Here is a 13,238-nt window from a genome sequence, read left to right on the forward strand (position 1 = left end):
TGCAAAAGCGGTGGAACCGATGGCGGTGAGGCTGTTTGTGTTTATGGCGCAGTATCGCAGTCAGATTGATTTTACTGAAGAGGCGATCGCCTCTGCTAGAAATGGCTGGAATACAATCAATGAAGGCTTGCTTTTTGGGCTCCGATATGCCGATAAACTGAGTTGGGATGTTGAGAAAACCGGACAAGATACTAATGCTGTGCAGCAGTTTCAAGCCGCGATGGATAATGATTTCAATACTCCGGCTGCTTTGGCTGTTTTGTTTGAATTGGCTAAGGAATTGGGTAAGGAAAGCAATATTTTGGTGCATCAAGGCAAAACTGACACATCGCCGGAATTGTTGCAGCTTCATTGGCTGACTTTGGTGAGTTTGGCGGGGGTTTTGGGGTTGGAAGTTCAGCCGGAAGCTGACAGCGATGATGCGGTTGGCGGTTTGAGTGATGGGGAGATTGAGGTGATGATTCAGCAGCGGAAAGATGCCCGAAAAGCTAAGAATTTCGCTGAGGGCGATCGCCTTCGCAATGAACTTAAGGATAATGGCATTACTTTGATTGACCAAAAGGATGGTACAACAATCTGGCACCGCAGTTGAAATTTGCATTTTTTAACCGCAGATGCACGCAGATTAACGCAGATGAAATTCCATCCGCGTTCATCTGCGTTTATCTGCTGATATCTGCGGTTGCAAATTCCCATTCACAAACTCGGCAACCGCGCCGACAAATTCTGGGGTGGATTCGTAGGGTAAAACGTTGCGCCCCGGCATTAATAAACCCTCTGCGTTGGGAAAGTTAGCCAAATATTGGGCTAGTCTTTCCTCTGGTTTTTCTTCTTTACCCGATTGACTGATGCTTGAGGCTTTTTCTCCCATGATAACGAGTACCGGGCGATCGAACTTTTGAATCGTACTGCTGTAATCCTGCCGCCAAAACCCCGCTAAAAACGAGTAAACCGCATGACGGCTGTCAGGATTTGCCGCCCCAGCCTGCAAAGCTTCCAACCATTCGCTGTCAACATTTGCCGCATCGCCAAACAGTTGTTTAACAGAAAAAGATCGCAAAAATTCAGCGCGTCTGGCGTAGCGGTAAAAAGCGTTTCCCAAGGGAGAATCTAACAAATTCCAGACGATTCTTTGCTGTCTCTCTGTCGAATGTTTGTTCATCACCGCCCAAGCTGGAGGCCCGGCGAGGACTAATCCGTGGATTAAATTAGAGCCGCTTTCCTGCTGAATTTTTGCTAATTCCAAGGCTACAGACAGTAAAGCACCTTGCACCAGGACGATCGCAGGTTTTTTCACTACAGTCTCCAAGAAAAACTGCAACTGTGCCGCCCAATCGTCAGGATAGCAAGCCACAGCAGGCATTTCGCAATCTCCGCACCCCAAAAGATCGGGGTTGTAAATCGGATTAGTGTTCCCTGCTTTGTACCAATTTTCGCAAAATCTCTGCCAAAATACTCTTGACAATCCAACTCCTATGGGATGAATCAATAACAAAGGGATGCTATTTTCGATCGCAGTATTTGGGTTGTAAACATCGTAAGCACAGCGATAATTTTGCCATTCGTAAAATAGCGTTGGTGATTCGATCGACGAAATGGTTGACAAATCTTGATTTGAAGGTGGTGATTGCATATTAATCGTTTAATTTTTTACTTGTTTGTTTACTTATGATGCAACGACAATGTGAGTTTTAGCTTGAACATTTGGTGGCGAGTGGGCAATCCGAATCTCTACGTTGCTGCCGAGTGCGTTGAGAAAACGAAATAGGCGTTCCGTAGAGAAATCTAATAATTTACCGCGCATCAATGCTGAGAGTGTATGTCGATCGATTCCTAATAGCTTTGCTGCTTGGTTCTGGGTTAGTTGGCGTTCCGAAATTAATTCACTAATCTGATGAGCTAGTTCTGCCTTAATCAGTAATTCCTCTGGATTGGCTAGCCCTAAATCAGCAAAAACATTTCCACTACTGGAATGCACTTTGATTTCTTCAGTCATTTTGTTCCTCCAATTCTTGCTGTTCTAAATATTTTTTGTAGTGTTCTTTGGCACGCTTAAGTCGAGATTCAATCAAATCTATATCTTGCTTGGGGGTAGCAATTCCCTGCTTTGATTTTTTTTGAAAAGCATGAAGAACATAGACTATTCCTTCAAATTTTACGGTGTATACCGATCGGTAAGTGTCTCCATCAAAATTCTCAACAATTTCTAGAACGCCAGCACCTTTAAATCCTTTAAGCGGTTTAGCATCAGGATGCTTTTTACCCAGTTGAGCGCGGTACAAAGCAAAACCCATAATTTGCTGGACATCTTCAGGAAACTCGCGCAAGTCGTCACGGGAACTGCCGATCCATTCAACGGGTTTTAATAGCGAATTCATAATCTTAATTATATTATTTATATCATATTGTTTATCATAAAATAGAGAGTGATACGATCGACAACAATATCATTACTCAATTTTGTCAGAATAATCATGTCAGAACAGCGGATTACAATTTCTATACCAAACTTGCTGCTCATTGTAGCATCGTCCTTGCTGCTAGTGCTGCTGTGGCAATTGCGGAGCCTGCTAGTAATTCTGATGATATCAGTCGTGCTCGCCGCTTCGATCGTCCCGATCGTCAATTGGGCCGAAACCATGCGCCTTCCCCGCTGGCTGGCGGTGATTCTGGTTTATCTAACTCTGATCGGCGGATTCAGCGGGGCGGTAGTGTTAATCGGCCCGACAATCATCGAGCAAATCCAGTTACTGGTGCGACTGCTACCAGTTTACGTTAAAAGTCTGGAAACTGTAGCAACTAATCTATTGAGCCGCCTCACCGACGATGCCCCGGCGCTGGTGGGTCAGTTGGTGGACACTCAATCGCTGACGAATTGGCTGATTAGATCTAGCCAACAACTAATTTTGCGATCGTACAGTTTAACTAGAGGCATTTTAGGAGGTGTTTTCAGCTTAATTTTAGCATTATTTATTTCAGGTTACATGGTTGCCGACAGCAACACATTAATTAAAAGCTTAGTGCAGTTTTTCCCCAAACCTTGGGATGAAAAATTAGCCGCCCAAGCAACGCCAATCGGTCAAAGAATGGGGAGTTATATTCGGGGGCGAGTGTTGGTTTCGGGGATTTTAGGGATATTTATTACCACAGGTTTGAGCGTTTTAGGAATGCCGGAATTTGCTTTAGGCTTGGGTGCGATCGCAGGTGTTACCAACCTAATTCCCTTCATCGGCCCAGTTTTGGGTGCAGTACCAGCATTAATCGTAGCATTAGCTAAAGGTGGCTGGCTAGTTTTGTGGGTATTGCTGTTATTTGTAATTATCCAAAACTTGGAAACTTACGTGCTCGATCCTTTGCTGGTTGGTTCCTCGGTTGGCGTGCATCCTTTGTATCAATTGCTGTCCGTCTTGGGAGGCGTGCAAGTATTGGGAATTATCGGCGCAATCATTGTGCCGCCTTGGTTCGCGGGGGTGGCTGCTTTGATTGAGAACTTGTATTTAAAACCGAAGCTTAGAGGCGAACATCGAGAGGCAATAAATCAAGCCAAAAATAATTCTGACTTGCCTCCTCTGACACCTTCGGCGTGACAGCAGGTTGTGGCTCGATCGCGGAACATACTGGTAAGGTGCGTTGCCTAAAAAATTCTTAACGAAATATCGAAAATCTCACATATCCGCACCTTATAGCATTCACGATCGCAAGTCTTCTTACCCAAAAATTGCGCTTATATCGTTTCCGGCTGCATTGTCAGGTGATAAATTAGAGGGCGATTCATGAATGATTTTTACAAGTCACCACCTATCTCGGTGCAAGTTTCAGTTGTTCGATTCACAGTTGACAGTTAACAGTTAACAGTTAACAGTTAACAGTTAACAGTTAACATCATGAGGAGTACAACCGGAATTGATATTATTTCCTCAATGATTGTCCGGTGCGTCGCTAGGGTATTGTTTGTCAAATTCAGGGATTTTTGATAGCGACGCACCCTACCAGTTAAATCTGCGGTTGAACTATCAATCAAATACTGATAAATCAGTGTAGTATCTACAACCAACAACCAACAACCAACAACCAACAACCAACAACCAACAACCAAAAACTAAGAGGGCGGGCACTCTTGGCACCGCCCCTACCAACTAACAACTAACAACTAATAACTAATAACTAATGACTAAGGACTAATTGCCACTTCAATGCGGCGGTTGCGCTGCCGATTGATATCAGAACTATTATCCACCAAAGGGCGGCTTTCCCCATAGCCGATCGCCACCCAATGATAATTGCGATCGATCGCCCCAGACAAATACTGCACCACAGCCTGAGCCCGCGCCAACGACACATTGCGATTTTCCACCACTTCCCCCCCGTCGTCAGTGTGGCCGGCAACCCGCACCGTTGCCCCCTCATAACTGCGTAAATCCGCCACCAAATTGTCCAAAATCGCACTCGTGCCCGCGCGCAAAGAAATGCTGCCAGTATTAAACAAAACATCGCTGGGGAGAGTCACCATCAGCCCATCTCCTCCAAACACCGGATTGTTGCCATTCTGTGGCGCAGCATTCACAGTTTCAGGGTTCAGACTCGGGCTGCTGCCAATCGCGGGCAAAACAGGCGCAGGAGTTGCCGCCGCATCCGGCGCTGCCAATTCCCGCGACATCAACTGCAAACGCTTTTCCAAAGTTTCCGTCGGGCGGCTGCTACCCAACTGACTCTCCAAAGCCGCCGTGCGGCCAATCAGCGCGTTGAGCTCGCCCTGCAACTGTCTCAAATCTCCCTGCAATTTCTCTCTCTCGGCAGGACTGACTTTTGATTGGGGAACGGGTGTAGCAGTTGGTGCGGGAAGCGCCGGAATTTGGCTGCCTGGGGCGCGTTTCGGGCTGGGGGTCAAATTTTGAGTTAGGCGCAGCAATCTCTCGGCTAGTGGCATCTGGGCGGTGTTAGAAGGATAAATTTGGGCGATCGTCATCCCCAATACCCACGCAAAACCGCCGCCTACCCCCAGCAGCAGCAGTCGAAATATCAGCGACAGCAAAAACAAACCTAGTCCCCGCGACTTGGAGACGCGAATCGGGGGGATTGAAGGTTTTTGATTAAAAGATGGCCTCATATTGCCTCCCTCTGAACACACATACCAGATTAATTTCGATACTATCTTACCTAAGCTGTGGTGGCAGATAAATTATATGTCAAAAAAACAATTCCCCGTCTTGTGGGGTGTCTCGCCCGCCCTGAACATACAATGTTTATTTGTCCGACAAACAGCTTATCGGATTTGAGAATATTCGATTTGAGTTTAGATTGGTGGAAAAATCTACAATCTCAAAAACAAACCCGGTTTCTCCAAATCTGGGGTTTAGCGGCGAAGCATCGAAACAGAAACCCGGTTTCTAGTCCCGGCGTGTCAGCCTGAATTTGTTGGATAATGCTGTAAAACTTTTGGAAAAAAAACCGATGACTGACCCTTTAAATAGCCCTTATCCCGTTCCTTGGGAATGGATCGGCGCCACTCATGCTAAAGTGAGCTCCACTGCAGGCACAGGCCTCCGCTACTATCGAAGTCCTTCCCTAGTTTCAACTAACGGCCAATACGCGGCTTACAGTCGAATTGAGTTGCAAGTACAGCCGGAATTAGCCCAGTGTAGGGTTAGCAGCGTGATGTTTGTGGAAAATCTCAAAACCGGGGAACTGCAAACAGTGGCGGCTGCTTCGCCGCTGGCGGAAAGCGGAATGTATGCTAGCGACGACACCGATATGTCCGGGACGATCGCCATTTTAGTACCTGTTGCTTGGAATCAAGAGGGTTCCCAGGTTCTCGCCCGCGAATTTGAAGCGCTGTTCAACTCTTCGGATATGTCGGACTACGCGGTAATTTGGGATAAAAATGATAATTACACTTATACCGTTGCTCCCGCTCGCAGTCTTTACACTCATGCTGTACTGTTGGGTTGGAGTCAAGTTTGCCCCGGACAAGTTCTGTTCCGCGCCGGCCATTTGGGCGATCGGCATTGGCCTCTTTGTGCAGTAGATATGACAGGGCAAACGGTAGCTGTCAGCGAAGACAAACCCCTAGTTTTCGGCACTCAAGCCAGCACAGACTGGATCGAACCTAAAACTCGTTTTTAGATATTAAGTAGAAGTCATTAGTCATTAGTCATTAGTCATCAGTCATCAGTCATCAGTCATTAGTCATCAGTCATTAGTGCTGTCGTCTCCGAGCTTTCCGTACAACGTCATTAGGAAGAAGGAAGAATGCTTGTGCAGCAAACTTTTTAGCCATCTATATCTTGCGTTTAATTATGTGGACTCACTTATGGCAGCATCTTATTTTATCAGACCCACACTTATTTTACTTTCCGGTCAATCTTTCGAGCAATTTCTTTTGACTCTGGGGCTGATAATTTTGGCTGTCGTTTTCGGCTTGACAGCTTTTATTTTTATTCGGATTTTCATCAATTGGTTGCAGGCAAAATTTGAGGGAAGCCGCTATTTTTACCTACAGAAAATTACCCGGAAAACAGGCAATTTAACTGCAAACATATATGAAGCTAAAAACATTTTTTTAGAACCGCAGTTCGTAGAAAACAACAGAAAATTCAATGCTGCTTGGGGAGCAGAAAATGATATTTTAGAAGCGGTAGAGCCGGAGATAACCTGCGAAAGTTCAACAGCGGTTGCCCATCTCTACCAGCCGATCGCTCTTTGGCAAGGGCGCTTAATTTTGCCTTCCCCGGAACAGCGCCAGCCCTACGATACAGTGTTTTTAGAAGTAATAAATGCCCCGAAAAAATACCAAAAATTCATTGGCAAAACAGCATTTTTGAAGTGGTTGGCAAATCGCCAAGTTCAATTTTTTGTCCACGCAGTCACTCAAGATATCAACTTCACAAAACAAACTAAAAAAAGTCAAAAATCGGGTAACATCCATCCAGATAGGTTGAACGGCTGGCGAAATGTCGGCCCTTTGGAAACTTTAGCGGGTAGCAGACTCGAAGACAGCGTGACTGTGATGCTGCGGAGGCCGGTGATTGCCATCAACCACAGCAGCGGCCAGCCGGAACTAATTATCGATCGCGAACCAGTACAAATTATCGGACGTTTTTGCGCCTTAGTTTCAATTTTACAGCGCCAAGAACCCGACAGCAATAAATTTATTGTCCGGCATTTCAACAAAACATCTCAACAATTTGACGGTGCAGCCGAAATCATTCGGATTCCGCAAGTACAGCCCGACCAAAATGGCATAGCGAGGTCTACCAATTACCTGATAGAACAATCGCCATTAAATCCAGACGGCTGGTACATTTACGGCGAAAGAGATGAAGAAAGTATTTTTGTAGTGCAGGCAATCGAACCGCGCAAAATTACTCAGTTAATACCAGATGAAACACATTTCGGACTTGAAAAATCTCTCGCTTATTTAGAAGATGAAAACTGGTTAGATACAAAAGCTCAAAAAGGCAAAGCGAAAAAAGTATTGTTAATGCCAAACGAGGCGGCAGAAAATGCTTTAAACTCTCCTTGGCAAGAAGGAGATATCGGCATCGCGATTCACAGTTTCGGCGGTATCGGCGGCAAAAAAGGCGAATTTGCACCGCTGGGAATTGTCACCGGACATTTTTCTTTCGGACTGGCAAAAGTGGTGCGCGATCGATTTACCGATGAACTGCGTTTTGACATAGAATACAAACAAGTATACGCCCACAATCCCGACGGAATTGTCGCCGGTTCTAGCAAATGGCAAAGTTATATGGGAGATTTGCAGCGCGGCTGGTTGGGCGATCGCCCGGTTTGCGATATCGTTTGTAAATTAGACTGCGTGTGTTGCGACTACAATTTTGATGGAATCATTTTGTCGCCTTTAACGGAATTAAACCAGCAACTAGATATCATGATGGCGCGCTACCGCAGCGGAGACGGCACCGGCGCAACTTTAGTCACGCCAGCAACTTCTTGCGTCCAAGATTCGAGTCAGGCAATTTACGCTACGATTAAAAAAATCACTGCCGAAATCGAGTCAAATCCTCAGATTCAAGATTGGCTGAAAACACATCCCGCCGACGCACAAACCCAAAGATTTTATCAGTTAGTAGCTGTGGGAGAGAGTTTAGAAAAAGTATTAATTCCCCTCGGTATTGTCCGTCCAGATTGGCGCAAAAATACGAGATTGGTGGGGATCGATTCGGAACGTAAAAAAAGCTTTTTTTCGGTGATTGCGAACCTGCTAAAAGCTGCTATTAGTTACCGGACGATGCTCCCCAGACGCACCCAAGATGAAATTGCTAAAGTTTTATTAAAACAGGGAGCGTTTTTGTGGATAATCCGCACCAATCAAGTCGGGGGATTCGATCGAGATATTGAGCCCGTAGCGCCGACAGGATTTTGAGTCAAATTATCATATAAGAAAAAGACGGCGGTTGAAACCGTGTCTTGTTAAACGAAGATGATTCGGCGATTGAAATCGCTTCTACAAAAACGAAGTCTGCCTCCGCAGACTCAGAGTTGAGGAATTGGTTTGTAGTGTGATGTTATATCGTTTCCGTTTGGATCGGAATGATTTAACCGCAGAGTACACAGAGTACACAGAGGGAGAGAATATATATCTGAATCATTCCGATGCTACGCGATTTGATATTATATCGTTTCCGGTTGCGTCAGAATCATAAACTAGGGGGCAATTCATGAATGATTCTGACAAGTTGCCACCCTCAGATAGGCGCAATTTTAAGTCTTTGGAGTCAACAGTCAACAGTCAACCGTTAACAGTTAACCGTTAACAGTCAACCGTTAACAGTCAACCGTTAACAGTCAACAATCAACCATTACCAAGGAGTGACTGCAAAAGTGCCGCCCGGTGCAATAACTACTCGGAAATCAGCTAGGGGTTCCGCCGGTGGCCTGGTGCCAATCGGTTTGTAAAGCAATTCCGATAACGGGGCTTCGGATCGATCGACTGCTGCGGGATTCTCCGACTTATAACCGACAATCGCCCCATCCTTGGCCACACTCACCCGATAAACCAACTCCGCATCAACCGCAGGCTGAGTTTTCAAAACTCCGTCAATTTGCTGGGAAAGTTGGCCCTTCAACAGCTCGATTGCTGCCGGATCGGTAATCGGCCCGGCTGCGGCACCAGGACTTGGCAAAGCTTCAGAAACAGGACTGGGCGTGCTTTCTGGCGAAGCCTCCGACTGCGGGGTGGAGCTCGGAGTCGGCGAATTCGGTTCAACATTCGGAGTCCTCTCCCCAGGTAGCAAACCGTCAGCAGGCCTGGGAGTGGGATTCGGCGAACCGGAACCGCCGGGATTCGGCGTGCCCTGATTCAGTCCTGCAGGATTGGGCTGCCGCACCGGATCTCTGGGGCGCTGGACTTCCGGTATCGGCACCAAGAAAAACGCCATCGCCGCCAATGCCAAACTCGACACCCCCACGACAGCAGGCAAACTCCGCTTCGCCAAAGGTTCGGCCGATTTGATATAACGCTTGGAAATTGGGGTTAATTGCAGAGACAATTCCGGCAGCGTTTGGGTGTCGGCAAAAAATTGATCGATCGCCTCTACCAAGTCAAATAGCTGTACCGTAGTTAAATCTACTTCTGCTGACATTTCTGTTTTTCGATCGATTTGGGTGGCGCTGCCGGCTTCGGCGGGTAGAACGGTCAACCGGTGCGAATTCCCGTCAATTCTTTGCAACTGCACCATGCTCAAATTCGGGCCGTAGCGATCGGGATAATGCACTCCGCTCATAAATTCTTGAGCGTAGCTGCTGACAGCCCTCACCAAGCTTTCAAAAAACTCCCGTCCCCCGCTGAGGGGCTCGCCCAAACCTTTCACGTAGCATTCAGCGCTCATTAGTATGGAAAGCACCGGCCGCATATCTAACTGGCTGGCTGCCGATCCATCGCTCAACCCTTCTAAAACTAAGGTGCAATTTGGCAGACTGTACTGACGCCTAATAGTCATTTTTATTCCACTTCTCCATCAAACAGGCTAACCCAGAAGCGCTGCATTCCGGCTGTTCCCGTACAAAATAGCAGTTTGCTCAACAAGTTTAAAGCTAGTTCGTTGAGCTTGTCGTCGGAATTGTAAGCTGCAACTACCGATCGCTTCGGGTTCATGCGCGATCGAAAATGAGCTCGAAAGCGTTCTAAATACTCGGCAAGCTGCAAGTTCTCGCTGAGGGGGATATTTCTCGATCGCAACTGCTGCGAATCTAGCAGCAACTGGCGAATTGTCGCGGTTAACTTGCGCGCCATATTGCAGGCGATCGCCACCAGCGCTTTTGCCTCTACCACCGTCAGGGAGCGGCGCTGCGTATAGAGTCTCAGCGGGTTAGTATTCCGCATCTGCCAAAAGGCAACCCGATTTTTGATAATTGACTCCAATTCCAGGTCTTTTGACACTGCCAGCATTTCTTCCGCCCCTCCGAGATACAAGGCTTCGATCGCCAGCAACATCAAATCAATTTGCAATCTAGCCCGACGGGGACACCCGCCATCGTTCGGCGACAAGTCTGGCAAACTGTCTAAAATCAACGGGTTTGACTCGGTAAGCAAAGTTTCTGACGGCATTAAGATCACGGGAACATCCATTCCAAACAAACTATACGGTTATCCGAGGTCTCTGGCATGACAAATTCTCAATCAAAGACTCCTCTCGGATACTTTATTTTTATCAATCACTTTTATGTGTCTTTTAAATTTAGCAGCAACCGACCGTCACGGGGGAGATCCGGTGGCAGGAGTTCGATCGTCCACCGCCCGTTTCCCCAGCCGATCCCTGAAAGCTTTGTGATTTCCCGCCGAAGCCGGGGAGAAACCGACTAGGACGATCGAACTTGACCATTCCCAATTCTCGATTTCTCATTGCGATCGATCAATGTTCCTGCTTCTGCGGTTTCGCCGCCGCTTCTCTTTGAGCCGTAAAATCAGTAGCCGCCGCCCCATCCGTCAGACTAATTTTTCCCTTGAGGGTGTCTCCCTCCAGAATTCCTCGCAGTTTAACAGAACTGTTTTGACCGATCGCACTGGAATCCCTGCAACCGGCTAAATTAGGAACCACACCCGACAAGCTCAATCCTTGAGTTTCCCACTTACCACCTAAAGAAGGTTTCTCCTCTGCTGTTGTTTGGCGATCGGCCTCGCTGCTACTTCGCAAATTACCGTTCAAATAAACACCAGATTGCTCGATTGTCAATACCAAAGCATCAGATTTCAGACATTCCGGCAAACTGTTAGCATCGAAGCGATAACTTCCCGCAAGTGCCGGAGGAGCCTTTAAATTTGTTTCGCCGTAAGCAGTTACTACTTTAAAAAGTACCGCAACAAAGGCGATAGAAACACTATAAAATGTTAACATTTTGATGTTAAAGTGAGGCATAATTTTGGCGGTTAACTGTTGGCTGTTGGCTGTTGGCTAAGAGGGCGGGCACGGGGGCATCGCCCCTACCTGTTGGCTGTTGACTGTTGACTGTTAGCTGTTAGCTGTTAGCTGTTGACTGTTGACTGTTAGCTGTTAGCTGTTAGTTGTTAGTTGTTAGTTTTTATTAGGAATTGAGAATTGGAAAGTGGGAATTCGTAGCAAGTAACCAATAACCAATAACCAATAACCAATAACCAATAACCAATAACCAATAACCAATAACCAATAACCAATAACCAATAACTAATGACTAATGACTAATGACTAATGACTAATGACTAATGACTAATGACTACCTTCGAGGAAGTACCGAAGCCAAGTGCGATCGCGCTTTAACATAACACCGGGTAATCAGCAGCGAAGAATGACACTGCACCGCCAATTCATCAGTATACTGTCCCAAAGTTTGGCGCTCAATTCCCCACTCCCGACTCGTACCCGCAATAGTCAAATCAGCATTAACAGAAGCAGCAATCACCGCTTGAATTGGATCGGCAGCCTCCACAATCGGAGTTTCAATGCGCGATCGCACCTCAACAGGCAACTGTTCCATCACTCGCTGAAACTCGTAACTCAGCTCGTTTCCCTCGAACCCGTTTACCCCCACCCGCAGCACCGTTAAACGGCGTTCCTGGCTATTAACTAACAGTCTCAGCGCCAATTCTAAGCCCAAATCATCGTGAATATTTGCCGCATAAGGCACTAACAAATTATTCAACCGTTCCCGGCCTCTGTCAACAAAAATGGCTACATCCACCTTAGCGCTGCTGAGAATTTGACCGACACGCCCTCCCAAACGGTTGCTGCTAAAAGTCGGCCTGTGCCATCCTACCAAAATCAAATCCGCACGATCTAGTTCCGCAATTTGCGCCGTTTCCCGCGCCACATCTTTAGTAACCCGAATGATTGGATGCACGAATTTTCTCGCCTCCGGCAGTTCCAAACTATCAATTAATTCTGATAATTTCAAGCGGCGCTCTTGAATAATGCGATCGGCTTCCGCAGGCGTACTTTCAAAAGCATAATCCTCATTTAATTCGATCAAACTCAGAGGATGAACCGCCGCCGACTGCAAATCGTTACCGCCCGCACCCGCAGCCGGCAGCGCCAGCCCTACCGCTAGTTGCAGCAAACCTTTCTGCGTACTAGGGTTAGCAACCGGTACTAAAATTCGATAAGTTTTCAGCAAGTTGTTAACTGTTTCTTCGCTGCTACTAGCAATTGGTAAATCTTCTAATTCTGAATCCTCAGAGCTAACTTCTGAAATATCTAACCGAATTAACCGTTTGGGATAAGTCCACTCCAGCAGCGGCGAAGTCATGAAAGTTGTGACTAACGCCATAATAACTAACATTGTAAATAGCACCGGCGAAATTACACCCAGAGAAAGACCGATATTCAGCACAATTAGTTCAGTCAAACCGCGAGTGTTCATCATCCAGCCCAGCGCTGAAGCTTCGCGGTTGCTAATGCCGCAGACTCTAGCAGCAGCATAAGTTCCGAAGTATTTGCCAATAATTGCTACTCCCAAAACTGCGGCGCACAGCAGCCACAATTCAGGACTGTTGAGCAGGCCGATTTGAGTACGCAAACCGCTGTAAGCAAAAAAGATTGGCAGCAGAAATATTAGGACAAAATCTTCGGTTTTCTCAGCTAATTCTCTGGTAAGTCCGGCATTTTTGGGCATGGCAGCACCAAGCAAAAATGCACCGAAGATTAAATGAATGCCGATCAATTCAGTAATTAAGGCAGAAGCTACAACTCCCATGTAAATTCCCGCCAGCACTAACTGCGTTAATCTGCCCGTGCGGTTGTAGTGTT

13 protein-coding genes are annotated in these 13,238 nt (G+C 46.7%); 4 read left to right on the plus strand and 9 right to left on the minus strand.

Going from position 1 to position 13,238, the window contains the following annotated elements; genetic code table 11:
* Nucleotides 1-592, plus strand: a 592-nt coding sequence (locus tag WBA89_RS21370) for a DALR domain-containing protein (RefSeq protein ID WP_424409287.1), incomplete at its 5' end; no start/stop codon positions are given.
* A 60-nt stretch (nucleotides 593-652) separates the two neighbouring features.
* On the opposite strand, the gene WBA89_RS21375 is transcribed toward WBA89_RS21370, so the two are convergent.
* Genes WBA89_RS21375 through WBA89_RS21385 form a run of 3 tightly spaced genes read right to left on the minus strand, consistent with a single transcriptional unit; the run spans nucleotide 653 to nucleotide 2,378 of the window.
* Nucleotides 653-1,633: an alpha/beta fold hydrolase gene (locus WBA89_RS21375; RefSeq protein ID WP_424409288.1), complete on the minus strand. Its 981-nt coding sequence runs from the start codon at nucleotides 1,631-1,633 to the stop codon at nucleotides 653-655.
* A gap of 33 nt (nucleotides 1,634-1,666) precedes the next feature.
* Complete coding sequence (locus tag WBA89_RS21380; protein WP_193974574.1) at nucleotides 1,667-1,996, minus strand: helix-turn-helix domain-containing protein; 330 nt, start codon at nucleotides 1,994-1,996, stop codon at nucleotides 1,667-1,669.
* Entirely contained in the window at nucleotides 1,989-2,378 is a 390-nt protein-coding gene (locus WBA89_RS21385) for a type II toxin-antitoxin system RelE/ParE family toxin (protein ID WP_193974573.1), read from the minus strand. Before WBA89_RS21385 ends, WBA89_RS21380 begins: the two co-directional genes overlap by 8 nt.
* A gap of 96 nt (nucleotides 2,379-2,474) precedes the next feature.
* On the opposite strand from WBA89_RS21385, the gene WBA89_RS21390 reads away from it, so the two are divergent.
* A complete protein-coding gene (locus tag WBA89_RS21390; RefSeq protein ID WP_424409290.1) occupies nucleotides 2,475-3,587 on the plus strand; it encodes an AI-2E family transporter in 1,113 nt (370 codons plus the stop codon).
* Between the two features lie 584 nt (nucleotides 3,588-4,171).
* Here WBA89_RS21390 and WBA89_RS21395 read toward each other — a convergent pair.
* Entirely contained in the window at nucleotides 4,172-5,107 is a 936-nt protein-coding gene (locus tag WBA89_RS21395) for an OmpA family protein (RefSeq protein WP_424409291.1), read from the minus strand.
* 344 nt (nucleotides 5,108-5,451) lie between these two features.
* Between WBA89_RS21395 and WBA89_RS21400 the strand changes: the two genes are divergently transcribed.
* Together WBA89_RS21400 and WBA89_RS21405 are read left to right on the plus strand one after the other, a co-directional pair.
* Entirely contained in the window at nucleotides 5,452-6,123 is a 672-nt protein-coding gene (locus WBA89_RS21400) for a hypothetical protein (protein ID WP_424409292.1), read from the plus strand.
* Between the two features lie 187 nt (nucleotides 6,124-6,310).
* Nucleotides 6,311-8,383 (plus strand): abortive infection protein, encoded by a 2,073-nt coding sequence (locus WBA89_RS21405; protein WP_424409294.1) that lies wholly within the window; start codon nucleotides 6,311-6,313, stop codon nucleotides 8,381-8,383.
* Between the two features lie 436 nt (nucleotides 8,384-8,819).
* Here the strand turns inward: WBA89_RS21405 and WBA89_RS21410 are convergent, their stop codons facing one another.
* The 5 genes from WBA89_RS21410 to WBA89_RS21430 form a co-directional block, all read right to left on the minus strand.
* Nucleotides 8,820-9,959: a DUF4335 domain-containing protein gene (locus WBA89_RS21410; protein ID WP_424409296.1), complete on the minus strand. Its 1,140-nt coding sequence runs from the start codon at nucleotides 9,957-9,959 to the stop codon at nucleotides 8,820-8,822.
* Nucleotides 9,960-9,961: 2 nt separating this feature from the next.
* The gene (locus WBA89_RS21415; RefSeq protein WP_424409297.1) at nucleotides 9,962-10,588 is read right to left on the minus strand and encodes a DUF3038 domain-containing protein; all 627 of its coding nucleotides are present in this window, start codon (nucleotides 10,586-10,588) and stop codon (nucleotides 9,962-9,964) included.
* 109 nt (nucleotides 10,589-10,697) lie between these two features.
* Nucleotides 10,698-10,862, minus strand: coding sequence for a hypothetical protein (locus WBA89_RS21420; protein WP_424409298.1), 165 nt, complete (start codon nucleotides 10,860-10,862; stop codon nucleotides 10,698-10,700).
* Between the two features lie 9 nt (nucleotides 10,863-10,871).
* A complete protein-coding gene (locus tag WBA89_RS21425) occupies nucleotides 10,872-11,375 on the minus strand; it encodes a hypothetical protein (RefSeq protein WP_424409299.1) in 504 nt (167 codons plus the stop codon).
* 334 nt (nucleotides 11,376-11,709) lie between these two features.
* On the minus strand, nucleotides 11,710-13,238 hold a 1,529-nt coding region (locus WBA89_RS21430), incomplete at its 5' end, for a cation:proton antiporter (protein WP_424409300.1).

The sequence above is a fragment of the Microcoleus sp. genome (assembly GCF_049646505.1).
Classification (GTDB): Bacteria; Cyanobacteriota; Cyanobacteriia; order Cyanobacteriales; family Microcoleaceae; genus Microcoleus.

Coding starts and splice junctions, on each gene's coding strand:
- WBA89_RS21375 (WP_424409288.1), bottom strand. CDS start 1,633: ATGCAATCACCACCTTCAAATCAAGATTTGTCAACCATTTCGTCGATC.
- WBA89_RS21380 (WP_193974574.1), bottom strand. CDS start 1,996: ATGACTGAAGAAATCAAAGTGCATTCCAGTAGTGGAAATGTTTTTGCT.
- WBA89_RS21385 (WP_193974573.1), bottom strand. CDS start 2,378: ATGAATTCGCTATTAAAACCCGTTGAATGGATCGGCAGTTCCCGTGAC.
- WBA89_RS21390 (WP_424409290.1), top strand. CDS start 2,475: ATGTCAGAACAGCGGATTACAATTTCTATACCAAACTTGCTGCTCATT.
- WBA89_RS21395 (WP_424409291.1), bottom strand. CDS start 5,107: ATGAGGCCATCTTTTAATCAAAAACCTTCAATCCCCCCGATTCGCGTC.
- WBA89_RS21400 (WP_424409292.1), top strand. CDS start 5,452: ATGACTGACCCTTTAAATAGCCCTTATCCCGTTCCTTGGGAATGGATC.
- WBA89_RS21405 (WP_424409294.1), top strand. CDS start 6,311: ATGGCAGCATCTTATTTTATCAGACCCACACTTATTTTACTTTCCGGT.
- WBA89_RS21410 (WP_424409296.1), bottom strand. CDS start 9,959: ATGACTATTAGGCGTCAGTACAGTCTGCCAAATTGCACCTTAGTTTTA.
- WBA89_RS21415 (WP_424409297.1), bottom strand. CDS start 10,588: ATGGATGTTCCCGTGATCTTAATGCCGTCAGAAACTTTGCTTACCGAG.
- WBA89_RS21420 (WP_424409298.1), bottom strand. CDS start 10,862: ATGAGAAATCGAGAATTGGGAATGGTCAAGTTCGATCGTCCTAGTCGG.
- WBA89_RS21425 (WP_424409299.1), bottom strand. CDS start 11,375: ATGCCTCACTTTAACATCAAAATGTTAACATTTTATAGTGTTTCTATC.